The organism is Haemophilus sp. HMSC061E01 (assembly GCF_001810345.1).
Classification (GTDB): Bacteria; Pseudomonadota; Gammaproteobacteria; order Enterobacterales; family Pasteurellaceae; genus Haemophilus_D.
Genome location: NZ_KV800997.1, coordinates 25,033 through 45,164 on the forward strand (window position 1 = coordinate 25,033; position 20,132 = coordinate 45,164).

Consider the following 20,132-nt stretch of genomic DNA (forward strand, 5'->3'; position numbering starts at 1 on the left):
CCTAATTAAGTAGAGAATAGCCAAACTTAGATTATAAAACGTGAAAGGAGACGCGCATGAAATTAAAAAAATTAACGGCACTTATGATGCTCGGATTTGGTTTTTCGATCGCACAAGCTGCGGAATTACCTAATATTACAATTTTAGCAACAGGTGGCACGATTGCCGGAAGTGGCGAAACTGCCGTTTCTTCTGCTTATAAAGCAGGGCAACTCAATGTTGATGCACTAATTGATGCGGTGCCCGAAATTAAGCAGCTTGCAAATATAAAAGGTGAGCAAATTGTAAAAATTGGTTCACAAGATATGAGCGATGATGTGTGGTTAAAATTAGCAAAAGCGATTAATGCACAATGTAAAGACACCGATGGTTTTGTGATTACTCATGGTACCGATACCATGGAAGAAACCGCTTATTTCTTAGATCTTACTGCGAAATGTGAAAAACCAATTGTATTAGTCGGTGCAATGCGTCCTGCGACAGAAAAAAGTGCGGATGGTCCATTAAACCTTTATAACGCCGTCGTCGTGGCAACCGATAAAAAATCATCTGGTCGCGGTGTATTAGTGGCGATGAATGATGAAGTATTAGGTGCACGTGATGTGACCAAAATGAGTACTACTGCGGTGCAAACGTTCCATTCTCCAAACTATGGTACTTTGGGTTATATCCATAACAGTAAAGTAGATTACGAACGCTCACCTGAAAGCAAACATACGGTAAACACACCATTTAACGTAGATAAATTAGACAGCTTACCGAAAGTAGGCATTGTTTATGCTTATTCTAATGCACCAATTGAGCCATTAAATTCATTATTGGATGCGGGCTATCAAGGCATTGTTTCTGCTGGTGTGGGTAATGGTAACGTGAATGCGGCCCATTTAGAACGTTTAGAAAAAGCGGCGAAAGATGGTGTTATGGTGGTTCGTTCATCTCGTGTGCCAACGGGTTACACTACACGTGATGCTGAAGTAGATGATTCTAAATATGGTTTTGTGGCTTCAGGTACATTGAATCCGCAAAAAGCACGTGTGTTATTACAATTAGCCTTAACACAAACAAAAGATCCAAAAGTGATTCAACAATACTTTGAGGATTTCTAGGAAAGTCATTGAAAGTGCGGTCAGAATTTGAATCAAATTTTAACCGCACTTTCGGATAAAATAGACTAATCCAATTAATAAATATAGATAATGCACTAGTTTGTTGTTAATATATGTTCTGGAATTATTTTTAAAATTAATATGGAGAAAATATTATGATTTGGACTCAACTTTTAGTCGTCCTACTCTTTATTTACCTAGGGGCTAGATTAGGCGGTATTGGTATCGGTTTCATGGGGGGTATGGGTGTTGTTGCACTTTCACTACTTGGCTTAAAACCGGGCGCCATTCCGTTTGATGTAATTTCAGTTATCATGTCTGTAATCATGGCAATTGCGGCAATGCAAGTTGCGGGTGGTATGGATTTCTTAGTAAAAATGGCTGAAAAAATCCTACGTAAAAATCCAAAATACATCACTTTCCTTGCGCCAACTGTGACTTATTTTATGACTGTACTTGCGGGTACTGGCCACACAGCGTTCTCAACACTTCCAGTGATTGCTGAAGTGGCAAAAGAACAAGGTATTCGTCCTTCACGTCCACTTTCTATTGCGGTTATCGCTTCACAAATTGCGATTACAGCCTCTCCAATTTCTGCTGCGGTGGTATTCCTTTCTGCTGAATTAGAGAAAAACTTTGGTTTAAGTTACTTACAATTATTAGGTATTTGGATCCCAACTACTTACGCAGCATGTATGATTACTGCGGTGATTTGTAACTTCCTTGGTAAAGATTTGAAAGATGATGAAGTTTACCAAGATCGTCTAGCAAAAGGTTTAATTACTATGCGTGGTGAAATGCAAATTGAGATCAAACCTTATGCAAAACGTTCTGTCGCAATTTTCCTTATCGCGATTTTAGTGGTCATGCTTTATGCAACTGCAATCAGTAAAACAGTTGGTTTAATTCAAAACCCAATTCTTTCTCGTGATAACGCCATTATCTCTTTCATGCTTGCAACTGCAGCCATTATCACTATGGCATGTAAAGTGGATACCGCAAAAATTACTAATGCAGCAACCTTTAAATCTGGTATGTCAGCGGTAATTTGTGTGCTTGGTGTAGCATGGTTAGGTAATACTTTTGTTGAAGGTCATATCGATCAAATTAAAGCGGTATCAGCTGAGTTCTTACAACAATACCCTTGGAGTTTAGCGGTAATCTTGTTCTTCGCAAGTACCTTACTTTACTCACAAGCTGCAACTGCGAAAGCATTATATCCAACTGCAATTTTATTAGGTGTTTCTCCGGAAGCCGCGATTGCAGCATTTGCCGCAGTATCAGCATTATTCATTCTTCCTACTTACCCAACCTTAATTGCGGCAGTAGAAATGGATGATACCGGTTCAACTCGTATCGGTAAATATGTATTCAACCACCCATTCTTAGTGCCAGGTGTGATTGCAATCAGCTTATCTGTATTATTCGGTTTCTTAATGGCGGGTGCAGTTTTATAATCTCCCATTAAGCTAACATAAATGAAAACCATCTTGTCTGCAGATAAGATGGTTTTTTTAATGGGGAACTTCTTCTCACTGTGATACTCTAAAGGGCAACCTATTTTTATATATAAGGAAAACCAATGAAGTTATTTAAAATCCTTTTTGCTGCATTAATTGCTTATGTGCCAACAGCATGGTCTGCGGTGGATTATAATATTAAATATAGTTCCAATTATTTAATGCCGGCGTATGTGCATTTTAAGGCTGATGGTTCACAGTATTCAGTCAATGCGAAAATTAATATTCCGTTGTACAACATTGTGTTTACTTCTCGTGGTTCGCAAACTGCGAGCCAATTTAAAATGGTGAATTATCAAGATGTGCGTAATGGTAAGCCTTATGCTATTTCTAAAATTTCGCCAACAACAATTGAATACGGTAAAGTGAAAAATGGGTTAGAAACCGAACCGTTAACATTACCGACTTTTGACTTATTCACCATGGCATTTCAGTTGAGCTATTACGATAAATTGCCAACCAGTTTCCAAATTACAAACGGTAAAAAACTTTACCCAATGGAAAATGTGAATGTGAAGAAAGTGGAAAAACAGATCCAATATAACAAGCAAACTGTCACGGAAATCACTTATTCATTTAAAACAGGTAATAAGGATATTATGGTGAAGAAATTCTCAGGTGAACAATTTCCACGTTATATCAAATACACCAGAGATGGTGATGATTATGAGTTAGAGTTTGATGAGTTTGTCAAATAATATAAGATGATAAAAAGAAGCCACGCTAGATTGCGTGGCTTTTTATTTGATTGCTTAGTGTGCATACATAAATACTTGAACGAGAAGAAGTATCGATGAGATAACAAATTGACAGCCCACGATTGGCATGACAAATTTCAGCCATTTATTGAATGGAATACCAAGCATTTGTAGCGTGACAAGGACTAATCCTGTTGGCGCAAGGAATAACATAATATATTGTCCCCAGTTATAAGCCGATACGACGATATCTCTTGGAATGCCAACAGTATCAGCCAGCGGTGCCATAATTGGCATAGCGAGTACGGCAAGGCCTGAAGAGGAAGGTACAACCAATCCTAAGAAAATGAAGACAATGAGCTGACCAATAATAAAGACACCACCATTCATTCCACCAACAAGATGCGTCATATAATCGAGAATAGTGTCTGAAATCATTCCTTGCTCTAGAATGATATTAACTGCTCGAGCGAGTCCGATAATCAATGCGACGCCGACTAATTCAGAAGCACCATGAGTAAATCCATTTACGACATCTTTTTCAGGCAATCCACTGATAAACATAATAATGATGGTAATGGCTAGGAAGGAAGCCGCCATTTGAGGGAACCACCAGCCCCCAAACATCACACCCCATACCATGAGAGGAAAGGCGCCACTAAATAGAATCAGAATCAGTTTTCTTCTAAAGGTAAATTCAACGGTTGCATTCGGATCAATATCTTTCATATAGAGATCATAGAAGGCTTGGCGATCGTCATAGGTATAAGAAAATTCAGGATTGGCACGCAGTTTTTTACAGTACCAATACATATAGGCTATTACACAGGTTCCACCAAGAATAAGTCCCAGTGTGCGAAATCCCATCCCTTCAGTGAATGGAATCCCTGCAGCATTTGAGGCAATGACAACGGAGAATGGATTAATTGTAGAGAAGGCAGTGCCCATTGATGCAGCAAGGAATATGGCACCAACACAGACAATAGAATCATAACCTAAGGCTAAAAAGACAGGAACAAGAATTGGGTAGAAGGCTACTGCTTCTTCTTCAATACCACAAGCCGTACCGCCTAGCAGCATCAACACGCAGACAGCGAAGACAACAGAGAATTCATTTCCTTTCGTTTTCTTGGTGAGAGACATTAATCCGGCATTAAACGCTCCTGTTTTGTTGATAACACCAATCATCCCGCCAAGTATAAAAATAAAAATCATAATATCCGCGACTTCAATGGTGCCATCTACCATGGCGTGAATCATATCGGTAATGCCTTTTTCGTGTTGTTCAATGCGTTGATAGGTATCGGGGATAGCAATCGGCTTTTTGATAATGCCGTTGGTGAAATGAGAAAGTTGAATTTTGATATTGAGTTGATTCAGGGTTTGTTCTGTTGCTGGATAGCTTTGATCGGGAATTCCGTGGGTTTTGACAATAAAATGATTTTCGGTGCTGTCATAGGAAAGTTTAGAGTAGGCCCCTGAGGGAATAAGCCAAGTTAGGCCAATAGCAATAAGAAGAATAATAAAGAGGATGCTAAATGCGGAAGGGAATTTCATCTTTTTCTTTGATGCTTCCATTATGGAGAACTCCTTGTGTTCGGATTAGTCAATAAGCCGAGCGCGTATTCTACACAAAATGAGCAAAAAAGCAAAGTGTGATTTTTAAAAGAATGTAATAATAGCAAGGTTAGCAATCGTTTACCTAAACAGGGCTTGATTGCGATTAAACCCAGCTTAAGTCTATTTTATTTAGGAAAATTGAGTAATTTTTTCACTCAAATCATCCAACATTTCATAACGTTTTCGGTACATAGAACGTTTTTTACTGGCAATTTCTTCCAATGGTTTGCGGGCGCTTTCAAGCGGTAATTGCCAATATTGACCATTTAATTGCCCTTGGTTTTCTTGCCAGAATTCATCGTAATTGAATAGAATTTTACTGCGAGCAGATAGGCGATATTTACCTTGTGAAGTGTGAGGGATACCGATTAATTCACATTGCCATTTTTCAGCTAACAAGCGGAAAACATTCATCAACATAAACATCGGGCGAACACCGTGTAATTCTTTTGTGGCTTGTTTCACAGCTTCTTGAGCGTCTTCATAAGAGGGCCCTTGAATAGAAGCAATAAGTAATTTATTTGGCTTTAAGAAGGTGAAAGAGGCATCATAGATGCTACGTCCATTATTGTCTTTTAAGTTAATGGAAAAATAACCTTCAAAAGGGTCAATCTGGTTGATATTGAAATAAATACCAAGTTGATCCGTTAATTGTGCTAATAAAAGGGATTTTTCTTGGAGTAGTTTTTTACAAAATTCTACGCCCATTTTTTCTTCAAGCATGAGCAGATTATTAGTAATGGCATTGAGTCGATCGGTTGCAGAAAAACGTTTGTCACAATAGGTCGCGAGCAATGCATTAAAACGATATGGATTTTGTTGAAAAAGTGGAATCCAGGTTTGATGAGTATTTAAGAAATCAACCAATGCATCACATTGTTTTTTAAATAAAAATTTGCGTCCGTAATAACGGGCTTTATCCCTTAATTGTTTTTTTAATGGATGATTACAAGAATCGGGCAGTAATTCTTGAAAGGTCGCGAAAGTAATAGTTTGTTTTGCTGTCATAATGGATAAAGTGCGGTTATTTTTTCAAACGTTTTTATTAGGTAAAATCATGCTGATTTTTGACCGCACTTATTGTACCTGTATTCCATGGTTTTTCCAATTAACCATCAATAAAGGTGGTTCTTTACTTGCCTATTTTTCGATTTCTCCTTAATATGCCAAATCCTACCTTGAATTTATGCAACTCATCCCCATATTCAATGAAATTATAGAATTGATGTAAGAGAGATAACTATGAACGCCAAAAGAACTCAACAACGTACACTTCCTGTATTGCCATTACGGGATGTTGTCGTTTTCCCTTATATGGTGATGCCACTTTTTGTTGGGCGCGCAAAATCCATTAGTGCCCTTGATGAGGCCATGAATGAGGGCAAACAATTATTATTGGTGTCACAAAAGCAAGCTGATTTAGAAGAACCTACCGTTGATGATGTATTCGATGTCGGGACGATTGCCAATATTATTCAATTATTAAAATTGCCAGACGGCACAGTGAAAGTGTTGGTGGAAGGGCAACAGCGCGCGAAAATCAATCAATTAAATGATGGTGAAGACCATTTTTCTGCGGAAGTCACACCAATTGAAACCACGTTTGGCGATGAAAAAGAATTAGATGTGGTGAAGGCAGCCGTTTTAAATGAATTTGAAAGCTATCTGCAACTTAATAAAAAAATCCCTGCAGATGTTTTAGGTGCGCTTCAACGCATTGATGATGCTGATCGTTTAGCAGATACCATGGCTGCGCATATTCCAGTGACCGTTCGTCATAAACAAAGCGTGTTAGAACTGGCAGATGTGCAAGAGCGTTTGGAATACTTGCTCGGCATGATGGAATCAGAAGCGGATATTCTTCAAGTTGAAAAACGCATCCGTGGCCGTGTGAAAAAACAAATGGAGAAAAGTCAGCGTAACTATTATCTTAGCGAACAAATTAAAGCGATTCGCAAAGAAATGGACGAAGGCGAAAGCGAAGATACCATTGATGAAGTTGAACAACTTCGTCAAAAGGTTGAAGCGGCAGGTATGCCAGCAGATGTGCGCGAAAAAGTAGAAAGTGAGTTACAAAAACTCAAAATGATGTCGGCGATGTCTGCGGAAGCGACAGTGGTGCGTAGCTATGTTGAGTGGATGCTTCAAGTGCCATGGCATAAACGTACTAAAGTGAAGAAAGATATCGCAAAAGCACAACAGGTTTTAGATGCGGATCACTATGGTTTAGAACGTGTGAAAGAACGCATTTTAGAATACCTTGCTGTACAAGCACGTCTAAACAAAATCAAAGGTCCAATCCTTTGTTTAGTCGGGCCGCCAGGGGTAGGTAAAACCTCACTAGGTCAATCTATTGCGAATGCAACAGGTCGTAAATATGTGCGTATGGCATTAGGTGGAGTGCGTGATGAAGCAGAAATTCGTGGTCACCGTAAAACCTATATTGGTGCATTGCCGGGTAAATTGATTCAAAAAATGGCAAAAGTTGGCGTGAAAAATCCACTCTTCTTGCTTGATGAGATCGATAAAATGTCTTCGGATATGCGTGGTGATCCTGCATCAGCCTTGTTAGAAGTGCTTGATCCAGAACAAAATACCACCTTCAACGATCATTATCTTGAAGTGGATTACGATTTGTCTGATGTGATGTTCGTGGCAACCTCAAACTCCATGAATATTCCAGGTCCATTGCTAGATCGTATGGAAGTGATTCGTCTTTCTGGTTATACCGAAGATGAAAAACTCAATATTGCGATGCAACATTTGTTACAAAAACAAATTGAACGTAATGGATTGAAAAAAGGCGAATTAACCATCGAAGAAAGCGCCATTTTAGATATTATCCGTTATTACACCCGTGAAGCTGGTGTGCGCGGATTAGAGCGTGAGATTTCTAAAATCTGTCGTAAAGCAGTGAAGAATTTATTGGTCAATCCAAAAGTGAAATCCATTACCGTTAATTCAGACAACTTGCATGACTATCTTGGTGTGAAACGTTTTGAATTTGGTAAAGCGGATACCCAAAACCGTGTGGGCGAAGTAACTGGACTTGCGTGGACAGAAGTGGGCGGTGACTTACTGACTATTGAAACTGCATCAGTGGTGGGCAAAGGTAAATTAACCTTCACTGGTTCATTAGGCGATGTGATGAAAGAATCTATCCAAGCAGCGATGACCGTAGTCCGTGCGCGTGCGGAGAAATTGGGTATCAATTCTGAATTCCATGAAAAACGTGATATTCACATTCACGTGCCAGATGGTGCGACACCGAAAGATGGTCCAAGTGCAGGTATCGCAATGTGTACCGCATTAGTTTCTTGCTTAACGGGTAACCCAGTGCGTGCTGATGTTGCGATGACAGGTGAAATCAGCCTACGCGGTAAAGTATTACCAATTGGCGGATTGAAAGAAAAATTATTGGCGGCACATCGTGGTGGCATTAAAACCGTATTGATTCCAAAAGATAACGTGAAAGATTTGGAAGAAATTCCTGATAACGTAAAAGAAAATCTTGCGATTCATGCGGTAGAAACTATTGATGAAGTGTTAGGCTTAGCGTTAGAGAATCCACCAGAAGGCATTGAATTTGTGAAAGTGGAAACGAAAGCGAAAACACCACGCCGTAAAGCTGCGACTAAAACAGTAAGAGCGGTCAATTAATGACTCATTTTTAGGGCTTGTGAAAACAAGCCCTTTTGACTTTTAATTATGCAAAAATTTCCCCCTCTTTCCCTTTATGTACATATTCCTTGGTGTGTGCAGAAATGCCCTTATTGTGATTTCAATTCGCATGCACAAAAAGGCACAATTCCTGAACAAGAATATGTGCAACATCTGATAGCGGATCTTGAGGCAGACTTAGAGAAATATCAGGCTAGTATTCAAAATCGTCCACTTCATTCAATTTTTATTGGTGGTGGCACGCCGAGTTTATTTTCAGCGGAAAGTATCAAGTTGTTATTGGCAGAAATTCAACGTCACATTCCTTTTTCAGAGAATATAGAAATTACCATGGAAGCTAATCCTGGCACTGTCGAAGCGGAGCGTTTTAAAGGCTATGTGGATGCTGGTGTAACACGTATTTCCATGGGCATCCAAAGTTTTAATGACGATAAATTACAACGTTTAGGGCGTATTCATAATGCAGCGGAAGCTAAAAGTGCGGTTAGTTTGGCGAAAGTTTCAGGCTTGAAAAGTTTCAATTTGGATTTAATGCACGGCTTGCCAAATCAAACACTTGAGGAAGCTCTAGATGATTTGCGACAAGCCATTGAGCTTGCTCCGCCACACCTTTCTTGGTATCAGCTCACCATTGAACCCAATACCATGTTTGCTTATCGTCCGCCTACATTGCCGGATGATGATGAGCTTTGGGATATTTTTGAGCAAGGCCACCAGCTTTTAACCGAAGCGGGTTATCAACAATATGAAACATCTGCTTATGCAAAACCGGGTTTTCAATGTCAGCATAATTTGAATTATTGGCGATTCGGGGACTATTTGGCGATAGGTTGCGGTGCTCATGGAAAACTCACTTTTCCTGATGGCGATATTTTACGTTTTTCTAAAACGAAGCATCCAAAAGGCTACTTGCGTGGTGAATACCTTTATGAAGAAAAAAACGTGGAAAAAAATGACCGCGCTTTTGAGTTCTTTATGAATCGTTTTCGTTTATTGGAATCGGTGCCTAAACAAGAGTTTGAGTATTACACGGGACTTTCGCAAAGTGCGGTCAAAAATCAAATTGATTTTGCTATTCAACAAAATTATATCGTGGAAACACTGGATTTTTGGCAGATCACCGAACACGGCAAATTGTTTTTGAATGAGCTGTTAGCTCTTTTTTTAGATGAATAAAATTTTTTCATCATCATGAATAAATTTTTACACTTGTTTATTTAATAGTGTCGTATTAAAGTAAAGCAAACGTTTACGTTGTATCCACGATTTAAAAGGGAGAGAAAAATGGACCAATTAGAAATGAAAAAATTAGCGGCACGTGCGGCGTTAAAATATGTTAAGCCCGATACCATTGTTGGCGTGGGAAGTGGTTCAACAGTGAATTGTTTTATTGAAGCCTTAGGAGAATTAAAAGATCAAATTCAAGGCGCGGTAGCAGCATCTAAAGCCTCAGAAGAATTATTACGTAAACAGGGCATTGAAGTGTTTAATGCTAACGATGTATCCAGTTTAGATATTTATGTGGATGGCGCAGATGAAATCAATCCACAAAAAATGATGATCAAAGGCGGCGGTGCGGCACTGACTCGTGAAAAAATTGTGGCCGCTTTAGCAAAAAAATTTATTTGTATCGTGGATTCTAGTAAACAAGTGGATGTGTTAGGCAGCACATTCCCATTGCCAGTAGAAGTGATTCCAATGGCTCGTTCACAAGTTGGTCGTAAATTAGTTTCTCTTGGTGGCGCGCCAGAATATCGTGAAGGCGTGGTGACTGATAACGGTAACGTGATTTTAGATGTACATAACTTCGCCATTTTAAATCCAGTGGAAATGGAAAAAGAATTGAATAACATAGCCGGTGTGGTAACAAATGGTATTTTTGCCTTACGTGGGGCGGATATTGTGATTGTTGGTACACCAGACGGCGCAAAAATTATTGATTAATAAAAATAAGGAAGCAAACATGACAAACAAAGTCTCACTCGACAAATCAAAAATTAAATTTGTGCTATTAGAAGGCGTGCACCAAAGTGCATTAGATACCTTGCATGCGGCGGGCTACACTAATATCGACTTTTACAAAAAAGCTTTAGATGGTGATGAGCTAAAAGAAGCGATTAAAGATGCGCATTTTATTGGCTTACGTTCACGTACCCAATTAACTGCAGAAATGATTGAAGCTGCACCGAAGCTTATTGCTATTGGCTGTTTCTGTATCGGTACCAACCAAGTGGATCTTAATGCAGCAAAAATGCGTGGGATTCCAGTATTTAATGCACCGTTCTCCAATACACGTTCTGTAGCTGAATTAGTGTTGGGTGAGATTTTGCTCTTAATGCGCAATATTCCTCAAGCGAATGCAGATGTGCATCGTGGTTTATGGAATAAATCGGCAGTGGGGTCTCATGAAGTGCGTGGTAAAAAACTCGGTATTGTGGGTTACGGCCATATCGGTTCGCAATTAAGTATTATTGCGGAATCTCTAGGGATGGAAGTATATTTCTACGATATTGAAAATAAATTACCATTGGGTAATGCAAAACAATTACATACACTTGAAGAGTTATTGGGCTCTTGTGATGTGATTTCGCTTCATGTACCAGATTTACCTTCAACTCGTAATTTAATGAGTGCTGAACGTATTGCACAATTAAAACAAGATTCTATTTTAATCAATGCAGCACGTGGTACGGTAGTGGATATTGATGCTTTAGCAGCTGCGCTTGAGCAAGGTAAAGTTCGTGGTGCAGCGGTTGACGTATTCCCTGTTGAACCTGCTTCAATCAATGAAGAGTTTATTTCTCCATTACGTAAATTCGATAATGTGATTTTAACCCCGCATATCGGTGGTTCAACCGCGGAAGCACAAGAAAACATTGGTTTTGAAGTCGCGGGTAAATTTGTGAAATATTCAGATAACGGCTCAACTCTTTCTTCCGTGAATTTCCCAGAAGTTTCTTTACCAGAACACGTCAGTGCAAAACGTTTACTTCACATTCACGAAAACCGCCCAGGTGTATTAAACAAACTGAACCAAATTTTCGTCGAAGCCAATCTCAATATTGCAGCGCAATATCTGCAAACCGATCCGAAAATTGGTTATGTTGTGATAGATGTTGAAACAGATGATGCATCACCATTGTTAGCCAAACTCCGTGAGATTGAAGGCACAATTAAAGCACGTGTGCTGTATTAATGTGAAAAATTAAGCAAAAATTGACCGCACTTTGTGCGGGATGCAAAGCAAAATGGGCAAAGTAAGTTATTTTACTTTGCCCATTTTTATTAACTGTTTGCAGATAACATTTATTTGATCATGGCCTTAAATAGATTACGGCGATCAGAATTAAATGTCGGCTGTGCGGTTGGGATGGATAAAACCATACGCAAACAATCTTGTGTAAGTTGAACCGCTTGTTCGTTAGTCAGATTCGGGTCGAGTGGTGAATGTAAAGAGCAACTTAAATATTGCGGTACATTTTCAACACTACTAACGGTGAAAGTGAGTGCTTTGTACGGTAGTTGTACAGTGAGTTTATCACCTAATTCACGTGGTTCCCATTGTTGTTGAGGGCCAGGTAGAATCACCACACTCATCATCCACGGGGTTAATACTGTGCCAATCCATTGGTCTTCGAATAAAACAAATTTAGGGCAGAAACATTCGACGCCTTTGTGATAAAAAGGGAGATCTTGCATTTCAGGTACAATGTTTTGCATTTCGGCAAGGAAAATCTCCGTTGGGTTTTCTTCAAAGCCAGTAACAGAGGTTAAAAGTGCGGTAGAGTTTTCAGGTGTTTTTTCGTGTCTATACATGGTTTATTTTTCAATATTAATAAGATTAAAGAATTCTGGCGAAACCTTAAAGAAAATTCCCCTCTTTTGTAAAGAGGGGTTAGGGGAGATTTAACACTTGTCTCGATTAATTAAGTCAAATCTCCCCCAGTCCCTCTTTTCTAAAGAGGGGAATCTAGATTTAAGCCGTATTCCTTAATGACTTGATTTAACGTTTCAAAAACCTTTGGCAACACGTTTTTTATCGTTTCCGTTAAACCAATTCCAGACTCTAGCGACTCTGGTTGGATGCCGATGAGACAAAGGTGTTTGGGAAATTCGTCCGTTAATTTCATTGCAGAAAGTACATCACAAATGCCGAGTTGGTGTGGCGAAATTTTACGAGAGAAAAAGGTTGGTACTTGCTCGTCATGTAACACGACAATCTCACCTGGCTGTTTATTAGCAAGCACGGCATCGACAATAATCAAATGCTCGCGATTTGCCATCGCATCCAGTAATTCCATGCCACAAGTACCACCATCGATGACGTCAAAGTGCGGTTGAATTTCAGGGCGTTTTTCAAGCTCCTGCACAACACGCACACCGACACCTTCATCGCTTAACAAAATATTGCCAACGCCAAGAATTAATGGCTTCATTACAACACCTTCACTTCAGTCACTTCACCGCTTTCGGTATTAACGACATGCACGGCACAGGACATACAAGGGTCGAAAGAGTGAATGGTTCTGACCACTTCTAACGGTTTAGTTGGATCTGCCACCGGTGTACCAATAATGGAAAGCTCATAAGGGCCCATTTGGTCTTGTTCGTTACGTGGACCTGCATTCCATGTAGATGGTACAACTGCTTGGTAGTTTTCAATGCGACCGTCTTTGATCACAACCCAGTGAGAAAGCATACCACGTGGTACTTCACCGAAACCAACACCACGGAATTCACCGCTTGCTGGAATATCTGTTTTGATATACGCCGTCATATCACCTTTAGCGATATTATCAATGAGCATTTGCCATTGAGCACTTAAAATGTCGTTGATCGCACAGCAATGCACGGTACGACCGATAATACGTCCAAGGGTAGAATGTAATTGATCGGTGGTTAACGTGTTACCAGTCAATTTTTCATAAATGCCTTTTAATTCATTGAAGTGGTTGACAGTTGGCGTGTCATTCGCAGCCAAACCACACATTAAATAGGCGAGAGGACCCACTTCGACAACTTTACCGTAGAAGGTTGGTGCTTTTACCCAAGAGTATTTACCATCATCTTGCCAGCCGGTATATTTCGGACGAGTTAAGCCTGCCCAAGGTTCTAATGGCTCATCATCTTCGTACCAAGCGTGTTTACCACTCTCTTTAATGCCTTTTACAACGAACTCATCTTTTTGTTGGTCGATTGCACGGAAAGTTGATAAATCGCCGTTTTCGATATAACCACCTTTCAACATGAATTTAGAGTTATCTGCATCAATTGGGTATTCAGGTACAGATAAGTAGTTGCCTGATGTTTTACCTAAGCTTAACCATTCAGGATAGTAAGCCGCAAATACTGCCGCATCTACTTTATACACTTGGTTAATGAAGTCAGTTAAGCGATCGATACAAGCTTTCACGAACATGAGACGTTCTTGGTTTAGTACCGCTTGGGAATCTAAGTTAATTGGGTTTGCTACGCCACCAATCGCCAAGTTTTGAATATGTGGTGTTTTACTACCAAGTAATGCCACCACGCGGTTAGCATCACGTTGACATTCAAGGGCTTGCAAATAGTGTGCGACGGCAATGAGGTTTACTTCTGGTGGAAGTTTCATTGCTGCATGACCGAAGTAACCGTTAGCGAAAATACCAAGTTGTCCGCTATCCACTAATGCTTGGATTTTTTTCTGTACGTTGCGGAATTCGTTAGCACTGTTTAATGACCATGTAGAGACACCTTTTAGCATATCTGCCGCTTTTTCAGGATCAGCTTTTAGTGCAGCGGTGATATCCACCCAGTCCATCGCAGAGAGTTGATAGAAATGCACGATATGGTCGTGAATGCTGTGTGCAGCTAGAATCATGTTACGAATGTATTGTGCATTGACAGGTACTTTAGCACCGATAGCATCTTCTACAGCACGCACACTGATAATCGCGTGTACTGTGGTACATACACCACAAATACGTTGCATAATCATCCATGCATCACGTGGGTCTGCACCTTTTACGATATTTTCCATACCGCGCCACATGGTACCGGATGACCAAGCATTGGTGACAACACCGTTTTCAATTTCGCAATCAATACGTAAATGACCCTCAATACGGGTAATTGGGTCAATTGAGATACGTTTTTTTTCTGACATTATTCTGCTCCGCTAACTTTTTGGCTGAATGCCGCTTTTTCGGCAATAATTTTTTCTGAGTCTTCGGTATGTTTTTCTTTAAATACCGGTAATACAGGGAATAAACGAATGATTAAAATATAGGCACATACTTCAATAGATACGAAACCGATTGAAATAAGCAATTCTTCCGCAGATGGAAAATATTGATAGCCGTTGCCCGGATTATACATGATAAGCGAATAGTTCATACGCCATAATGCTGCACCGAGTAACATGCTTAATGCCGAAATAAATAACCAACGGGAATCTGATTTTTTCTCCCCAAGGAAGAGGGTCAGCAATGGTAATACCATCAACCAAACTTCCATCCAGAACATCCATGCTTCAAATTTAGTTAATTTATCGAAACCCATAACCATTTGCAGTTTGTCGTGATAAATCAACTCACCAAAACGCACCGCTAAGAAACAGAAAATTAATCCTGCGGTAACGCGTGCTAATTGAGTAAATAAATGACGTTCATCTGGTGTTTTTCCTGCAAGACCCGCTTTAACTAAAGACCCCTCAAAAATCACAATAGAGAAGCCCATAATGAAAGCAGTCAGCAAGGAGAGAATTGGTAGTGCTTCATAGCTTTGCCATACCGGATGGACTTTGTGACCAGCTACAATCATCAAGGAACCCATTGAAGATTGGTGCATCATTGGTAACAAGGCACCCAAGGCAATAATGAAAAACATGATTTTATTCAGTTTATTAAACCATTTTTTCAAGCCGAAGAAACCAAGCCATACAGGGGCAAATTCTAGGGTCACTACGATGATATACACCGTCATACAAAATGCTGTTTCAAATAGAACAGAGTTCGTGTTGAACTGGCCTGGAATGTAGAAATAAGGTAAATGCCAATAACGACCCATATCAATGGTGATAGATAGGCCACCGAGTGAATAACCGAATAAACTTGCAAGCAATGCTGGGCGTACAAGGGCGTGATATTTCCCTTTATTGAAAATATACACGGTCCAAGCTAATGCCCAACCGCCACAGGCAAAGCCTGTACCAACAAGTAAGTCGAAGGCAATCCATAAACCCCAAGGATAACCGCCGTTAAGTGCGGTTACAGAACCGATACCAAACACTAAACGTTTTAAAATTAATAAAACGCAAAGCACGGCAAGTGGTGCAAAAAAGAGAATTGCGGCAGAAACAAGTCGACCGCCTACTGGACGTGGATTACTCATGATGCTCATCCTCCGCTTCTTCCATTTCCTTGCGTGCCTGACGCATGGCTTCTTTTTGTGCTGCAATACGCTCAGCGATTTTATCGCCATGCATATTTTTGTAAGTCATAAAGGTTAAACCAGCAAGTGCCACTAACGGTAAGGCTAAACCGCGATACAAGAAGTGTTGTAAATGCGCCGCACGAGAACCTGTCGCAACTTCATCTAAGTCTGGTAAACCAAGATTAGCAAAAGGTACACCACTTAAGGCGAGCACCTGTGTACCACCACCTTCTTTTTCACCGTAGATATGATATTGATATGCCGGTACGGTAGCACGGTATTTATCTGTACTATTTACGTGTTGACGTGGGTAATCATATTCAGTACCACGTAATAAGCTTAAACGACGTTTAGCTTCAGCCAATAATTCTTCACGTGTACCAAAAATAATGGCGCCAGTTGGACAAACATGACAGCAACCAGGTAATTCGCCTTTATCTAAACGTTCAACACCTTTTTGGTTACAGAGTTCACATTTGCTGATTTCACCGAATGGATTGTCATAGTCGTATTTTGGTACATCAAACGGACAACCTACCATGCAATAACGGCACCCAGTACAGATATCGGGATCATATTTTACGATACCGGTTTTTGGATCTTTGGTAAGTGCTTGAACCGGGCAAACCGCAACACAGTTAGGGTCAACACAATGCATACATTGTTTTTTCACGTAAGCATAGCCGTTTTCTGTTTTGTCTTTATTTGTGCCGTCACCATCACTCCATACTTGAATCACGTTACGAGTAAATGGGGTGAGTTTGTCGTTATTTGACCAAGTTTGATCACCTTTTGGGTTCACGGGTGTGTGGTTTACGTTTTGACATTCAGCCACGCATGCTTGACAACCTACGCAAAGGGTAGAGTCGTAAAGCATTCCTAGTGCGCCAGGAATGGGCTCAACCGTTTCCGTTGCCTGCGCACTCGACACAGGCAAGGAGGAAGCGATTCCGCCAAGCATACCTGCTTTTAGAAATTTTCGTCTATCCATTATTATTTACCTGTATGTTGTTCTTTCTCTGCTGCTTTAGCTTCAGAACGGGCTTTATGTTGAGCGCTTAATTCGCGTAAGGTCACAACACTCACACCGGCTAGGATTGCAGCGGCACCACCTAATAAACCAATAGCGGTCATAGTTGCACCTGAACCTTCGGTATTATTAACATCTGGTTTTTCAACACGTGGCGTTGGGTTTTCTACGCCCGCTAATTGGAAAATACCTTTGGTAAAGCCGACGCCTTTTTCGTTACAACCATAGCAAGGGTGCCCGATACCAACCGGCCAGTTATTACCGCCGACATCACAGAATTCCAAAGTAGAGCAGTTACCGTAAGTTTCTGGTCCTTTACAACCGAGATGATACAAACACCAACCGTTGCGGTGACCATAATCGCCGTATTCTTTAGCGAAGCGACCTGCATCAAAGTGCGGGCGACGATAGCAGTTTTCATGAATTAAGCGATCGTAAGCGAATAATGGACGATTTAATTTGTCCATTGCGGGTAGTTTCTTATAAGTAAGAATATAAGCGACAGTTGCAAGGAAGTTGTGTGGATTTGGTGGACAACCTGGAATATTAATCACCGGAGTGCCTTTTGGTAATACTTCAGACAAGCTGCTTGCACCAGTTGGGTTGCCACCGCTAGAAGGTACGCCGCCCCATGCTGCACAAGAACCGATCGCAATAATTGCGGCAGCCCCTTTAGCTGCTTCTTGGATGTGTTCTACAATCGGTTTGCCTGCTACCATACAATAGACGCCGCCGTCTTTTACCGGAATAGATCCATCTACGACTAAAACATATTTTCCATAATACTGTTTAATTGCATTGTGTTTGTTATCTTCAGCTTGTTCCCCAAAGGCTGCAGAAAGAGTTTCGTGGTATTCTAAGGAAATCATTTCCAATACCAAGTTTTCTACTGTTGGGTGGGTCGCGCGTAGCAAGGATTCAGTACAACCCGTACATTCTTGCGCACCAATCCATAATACTGGTGGACGTTTAGGTTCGGTTAAAGCAGCGGTCATTTCTGCACCTGCCTTTGAACTTAACCCCATAGTCGCCGCAAGTGCGGTACATAACTTCATAAAATCCCGACGGGAAACTTCTGCTAAAGCAGAAAATAATCCATCACTTCGTTGCATATAATCACTCCAATTGGCACGTTACTTGTATGGTTAATCTGACCATGATATGCCCTGATGCGGGAAATTTATTTGATCGTAATCAAAAATATCCTTATTTTTCTTACAAAATAAGTGGGTAAGTGATTGTTTTTGCTTAATTGTTGAGAATGATTGTTATTTATTAGCATTGCATCCACTTAGAGTATATTTTTTGTACACTAAATCACAATAAAAAAGCTAGGATTTAGGCTCACAAAAACTTTGTGAAAAATTAACCGCACTTTTGTGTGATCTGAGAGGGGGGGACAAAACTAAATTCTTGGTTTTATTGATTTTTATCAACAAAATATTGTCTAAGTGAATAGATTTTATTACATTTTTCCCTATACTGAGCAGGGATAATTTTCTATGGAGAAATAATGATGAATATAGTCGTGGGTATTTTACTTCTAGGTTTAGCTTTCACTATTTCAATGTATAACAAATTGATTAGAAAACGTAATCAGGTGAGCAGTGTTGAAGCCAGTGTGGATGTTCAGTTAAAGCGTCGTTATGATTTGTTGCCAAACCTTGTTGCCACAGCAAAGGAATATATGTCGCATGAGCGTAGCTTGCTTGAGCGAATCGTGACGTTACGCGAAAGCGCTAAATCAGCCCATTCTACAAGTGAAAAATTCCAACTCAATAATGAAATTTCAGGATTATTGCGTAATTTACAGGTTCGTCTAGAAAATTACCCTGATCTCAAGGCCAATCAAAACCTTATGCAGATTCAGACCGTACTTAGCGATGTCGAAGAGCAAATCTCTGCAGCTAGACGTACTTATAATTCAGCAGTTGAAGAGTATAACAATGCGGTGGAAATGTTCCCGTCAAATTTAATCGCAAACTTGTTTAATTTCCAGAAGGGAACATTTTTCGATATTCCTCAGAATGAAGCTGAAGTGCCTAATGTGAGTAATTTATTTAAACAATAAGTGGAAAAACCATGAATACACCAAAAGAGATTGAAGGGATTCGTTTTCTTGGATTGGAAAAATTAGATGAGGAACGTCTAGCCATAAAATCACTCATCAATAAATGGATAATTATGCTATGCGTTGGATTATTTTTCCTCATCGGAACGATAGGGAACGGGTATCTATTAAGTACTGCATTGATCCTTGGTGTGCTCATTTACTCTTTTCGTCATTTATTTTTTAAATATAAGCGTTTTATTGCAGAATTTAAAACTCGAGTGATTAATACAATTGTCCAGGAATTTGGTTTCCACTTTAACGCTGATAGAGGTCTGAGTATTGCTGATTTCCTCTCCGTTTATGATAGTGGTCCCGCGACATTCCGTAGTGAGGATTTAATTTTTGGTGAGTTTAACCAAACTGAAGTTGAAATCTGTGATTTTTCAGCATTTAACATGTCCTTGAAAGAGAAATCAGTTAAGGCATTAGGCGCTCAGAATTTTCAAGGCATTTTATTTAAAGCCACTTTTCCTAAAGAACTGGCTCATTGGGTTTATGTTTGTGATAAGAAGGAAGCGGGTTTAAGAAAAGAAGGTGAGATTGCTCTAATGGATAATCCATCTTTTAATCGTTACTTTGATGTGTTTACGGAAGATCAAATCTTAGCCAGATATGCCTTATCACCTAAGTTAATGGAACGTTTTTGCGGATTGAGAGAGAAATTTAATTGCCCTATTTCGATGGTGCTTCGTAACCGAGAAGTGATTATTGCAGTTAATTTAGGAAAGAATAGTTTTGAGCCGTCTTTTGAAAAGTCATTGCTGGAAGACGATACGATCCGTGATTATATTTCGAGTATCAAAGGTTTCACAGATATGGTGAAAGAACTCGGGTTAAATAACCATATTTGGAAATAAGTGTTAAATAATAAAAAAGACGAGTTTAGATAAAAACTCGTCTTTTTGTTTTATATGCTATGTACTTGTTTATTGGTTTTTAAACAGCGAAAAT

17 protein-coding genes are annotated in these 20,132 nt (G+C 39.9%); 9 read left to right on the forward strand and 8 right to left on the reverse strand.

Annotated features, from left to right (window positions below; genetic code table 11):
- The first annotated feature begins 56 nt into the window (after positions 1–56).
- From ansB to HMPREF2732_RS00335, 3 genes are all read left to right on the forward strand, one after another.
- Positions 57–1,106, forward strand: coding sequence for an L-asparaginase 2 (gene ansB, locus HMPREF2732_RS00325; RefSeq protein WP_070589956.1), 1,050 nt, complete (start codon positions 57–59; stop codon positions 1,104–1,106).
- Positions 1,107–1,261: 155 nt separating this feature from the next.
- The gene (locus tag HMPREF2732_RS00330) at positions 1,262–2,563 is read left to right on the forward strand and encodes an anaerobic C4-dicarboxylate transporter (protein WP_070589961.1); all 1,302 of its coding nucleotides are present in this window, start codon (positions 1,262–1,264) and stop codon (positions 2,561–2,563) included.
- A 125-nt stretch (positions 2,564–2,688) separates the two neighbouring features.
- A complete protein-coding gene (locus tag HMPREF2732_RS00335) occupies positions 2,689–3,324 on the forward strand; it encodes a hypothetical protein (RefSeq protein WP_049369711.1) in 636 nt (211 codons plus the stop codon).
- 54 nt (positions 3,325–3,378) lie between these two features.
- Here the strand turns inward: HMPREF2732_RS00335 and HMPREF2732_RS00340 are convergent, their stop codons facing one another.
- Both HMPREF2732_RS00340 and HMPREF2732_RS00345 read right to left on the reverse strand, forming a co-directional pair.
- On the reverse strand, positions 3,379–4,902 hold the full coding sequence (locus HMPREF2732_RS00340; protein ID WP_070589964.1) for a YfcC family protein: 1,524 nt from the start codon (positions 4,900–4,902) through the stop codon (positions 3,379–3,381).
- Positions 4,903–5,073: 171 nt separating this feature from the next.
- Positions 5,074–5,952 (reverse strand): VirK/YbjX family protein, encoded by an 879-nt coding sequence (locus HMPREF2732_RS00345; RefSeq protein ID WP_070589971.1) that lies wholly within the window; start codon positions 5,950–5,952, stop codon positions 5,074–5,076.
- Between the two features lie 234 nt (positions 5,953–6,186).
- On the opposite strand from HMPREF2732_RS00345, the gene lon reads away from it, so the two are divergent.
- From lon to serA, 4 genes are all read left to right on the forward strand, one after another.
- Positions 6,187–8,604: an endopeptidase La gene (gene lon, locus HMPREF2732_RS00350; RefSeq protein ID WP_070589974.1), complete on the forward strand. Its 2,418-nt coding sequence runs from the start codon at positions 6,187–6,189 to the stop codon at positions 8,602–8,604.
- A gap of 48 nt (positions 8,605–8,652) precedes the next feature.
- Positions 8,653–9,801, forward strand: coding sequence for a radical SAM family heme chaperone HemW (hemW, locus tag HMPREF2732_RS00355; protein ID WP_070589977.1), 1,149 nt, complete (start codon positions 8,653–8,655; stop codon positions 9,799–9,801).
- A 108-nt stretch (positions 9,802–9,909) separates the two neighbouring features.
- A complete protein-coding gene (gene rpiA, locus HMPREF2732_RS00360; RefSeq protein WP_049383966.1) occupies positions 9,910–10,569 on the forward strand; it encodes a ribose-5-phosphate isomerase RpiA in 660 nt (219 codons plus the stop codon).
- A 19-nt stretch (positions 10,570–10,588) separates the two neighbouring features.
- Positions 10,589–11,821, forward strand: coding sequence for a phosphoglycerate dehydrogenase (gene serA, locus HMPREF2732_RS00365; protein WP_049383967.1), 1,233 nt, complete (start codon positions 10,589–10,591; stop codon positions 11,819–11,821).
- Positions 11,822–11,931: 110 nt separating this feature from the next.
- Here the strand turns inward: serA and hybE are convergent, their stop codons facing one another.
- The 6 genes from hybE to hybO all read right to left on the reverse strand — a co-directional run bounded on the left by hybE (position 11,932) and on the right by hybO (position 18,180).
- Positions 11,932–12,441, reverse strand: a complete 510-nt coding sequence (gene hybE / locus HMPREF2732_RS00370; RefSeq protein WP_049372988.1) for a hydrogenase-2 assembly chaperone — start codon at positions 12,439–12,441, stop codon at positions 11,932–11,934.
- Between the two features lie 140 nt (positions 12,442–12,581).
- Positions 12,582–13,061, reverse strand: a complete 480-nt coding sequence (locus HMPREF2732_RS00375; protein WP_049372989.1) for a HyaD/HybD family hydrogenase maturation endopeptidase — start codon at positions 13,059–13,061, stop codon at positions 12,582–12,584.
- Positions 13,061–14,770, reverse strand: a complete 1,710-nt coding sequence (hybC, locus tag HMPREF2732_RS00380; protein ID WP_049371972.1) for a hydrogenase 2 large subunit — start codon at positions 14,768–14,770, stop codon at positions 13,061–13,063. Before hybC ends, HMPREF2732_RS00375 begins: the two co-directional genes overlap by 1 nt.
- The gene (hybB, locus tag HMPREF2732_RS00385; RefSeq protein ID WP_070589981.1) at positions 14,770–15,996 is read right to left on the reverse strand and encodes a Ni/Fe-hydrogenase cytochrome b subunit; all 1,227 of its coding nucleotides are present in this window, start codon (positions 15,994–15,996) and stop codon (positions 14,770–14,772) included. Before hybB ends, hybC begins: the two co-directional genes overlap by 1 nt.
- Positions 15,989–17,029, reverse strand: a complete 1,041-nt coding sequence (gene hybA, locus HMPREF2732_RS00390; RefSeq protein ID WP_070589986.1) for a hydrogenase 2 operon protein HybA — start codon at positions 17,027–17,029, stop codon at positions 15,989–15,991. The genes hybB and hybA overlap by 8 nt, the downstream gene beginning before the upstream one ends.
- Positions 17,030–17,031: 2 nt before the next feature.
- Positions 17,032–18,180 carry a hydrogenase 2 small subunit gene (gene hybO / locus HMPREF2732_RS00395; RefSeq protein ID WP_005697985.1) on the reverse strand — a complete coding sequence of 383 codons (1,149 nt, stop codon included), beginning with the start codon at positions 18,178–18,180 and terminating at the stop codon, positions 17,032–17,034.
- A 401-nt stretch (positions 18,181–18,581) separates the two neighbouring features.
- Between hybO and HMPREF2732_RS00400 the strand changes: the two genes are divergently transcribed.
- On the forward strand, positions 18,582–19,139 hold the full coding sequence (locus HMPREF2732_RS00400) for a LemA family protein (RefSeq protein ID WP_261673753.1): 558 nt from the start codon (positions 18,582–18,584) through the stop codon (positions 19,137–19,139).
- A gap of 11 nt (positions 19,140–19,150) precedes the next feature.
- Complete coding sequence (locus tag HMPREF2732_RS00405; protein ID WP_070589989.1) at positions 19,151–20,038, forward strand: DUF3137 domain-containing protein; 888 nt, start codon at positions 19,151–19,153, stop codon at positions 20,036–20,038.
- Positions 20,039–20,132: the final 94 nt, after the last annotated feature.

Bases quoted from the DNA above. Each gene is read 5' to 3' on its own strand.
- lon (WP_070589974.1), top strand. From the start codon at position 6,187: ATGAACGCCAAAAGAACTCAACAACGTACACTTCCTGTATTGCCATTA.
- hybB (WP_070589981.1), bottom strand. From the start codon at position 15,996: ATGAGTAATCCACGTCCAGTAGGCGGTCGACTTGTTTCTGCCGCAATT.
- HMPREF2732_RS00375 (WP_049372989.1), bottom strand. From the start codon at position 13,061: ATGAAGCCATTAATTCTTGGCGTTGGCAATATTTTGTTAAGCGATGAA.
- serA (WP_049383967.1), top strand. From the start codon at position 10,589: ATGACAAACAAAGTCTCACTCGACAAATCAAAAATTAAATTTGTGCTA.
- HMPREF2732_RS00330 (WP_070589961.1), top strand. From the start codon at position 1,262: ATGATTTGGACTCAACTTTTAGTCGTCCTACTCTTTATTTACCTAGGG.
- hybA (WP_070589986.1), bottom strand. From the start codon at position 17,029: ATGGATAGACGAAAATTTCTAAAAGCAGGTATGCTTGGCGGAATCGCT.
- HMPREF2732_RS00400 (WP_261673753.1), top strand. From the start codon at position 18,582: ATGATGAATATAGTCGTGGGTATTTTACTTCTAGGTTTAGCTTTCACT.
- rpiA (WP_049383966.1), top strand. From the start codon at position 9,910: ATGGACCAATTAGAAATGAAAAAATTAGCGGCACGTGCGGCGTTAAAA.
- hybO (WP_005697985.1), bottom strand. From the start codon at position 18,180: ATGCAACGAAGTGATGGATTATTTTCTGCTTTAGCAGAAGTTTCCCGT.
- HMPREF2732_RS00345 (WP_070589971.1), bottom strand. From the start codon at position 5,952: ATGACAGCAAAACAAACTATTACTTTCGCGACCTTTCAAGAATTACTG.
- HMPREF2732_RS00335 (WP_049369711.1), top strand. From the start codon at position 2,689: ATGAAGTTATTTAAAATCCTTTTTGCTGCATTAATTGCTTATGTGCCA.
- hemW (WP_070589977.1), top strand. From the start codon at position 8,653: ATGCAAAAATTTCCCCCTCTTTCCCTTTATGTACATATTCCTTGGTGT.
- ansB (WP_070589956.1), top strand. From the start codon at position 57: ATGAAATTAAAAAAATTAACGGCACTTATGATGCTCGGATTTGGTTTT.
- hybC (WP_049371972.1), bottom strand. From the start codon at position 14,770: ATGTCAGAAAAAAAACGTATCTCAATTGACCCAATTACCCGTATTGAG.
- HMPREF2732_RS00405 (WP_070589989.1), top strand. From the start codon at position 19,151: ATGAATACACCAAAAGAGATTGAAGGGATTCGTTTTCTTGGATTGGAA.
- HMPREF2732_RS00340 (WP_070589964.1), bottom strand. From the start codon at position 4,902: ATGGAAGCATCAAAGAAAAAGATGAAATTCCCTTCCGCATTTAGCATC.
- hybE (WP_049372988.1), bottom strand. From the start codon at position 12,441: ATGTATAGACACGAAAAAACACCTGAAAACTCTACCGCACTTTTAACC.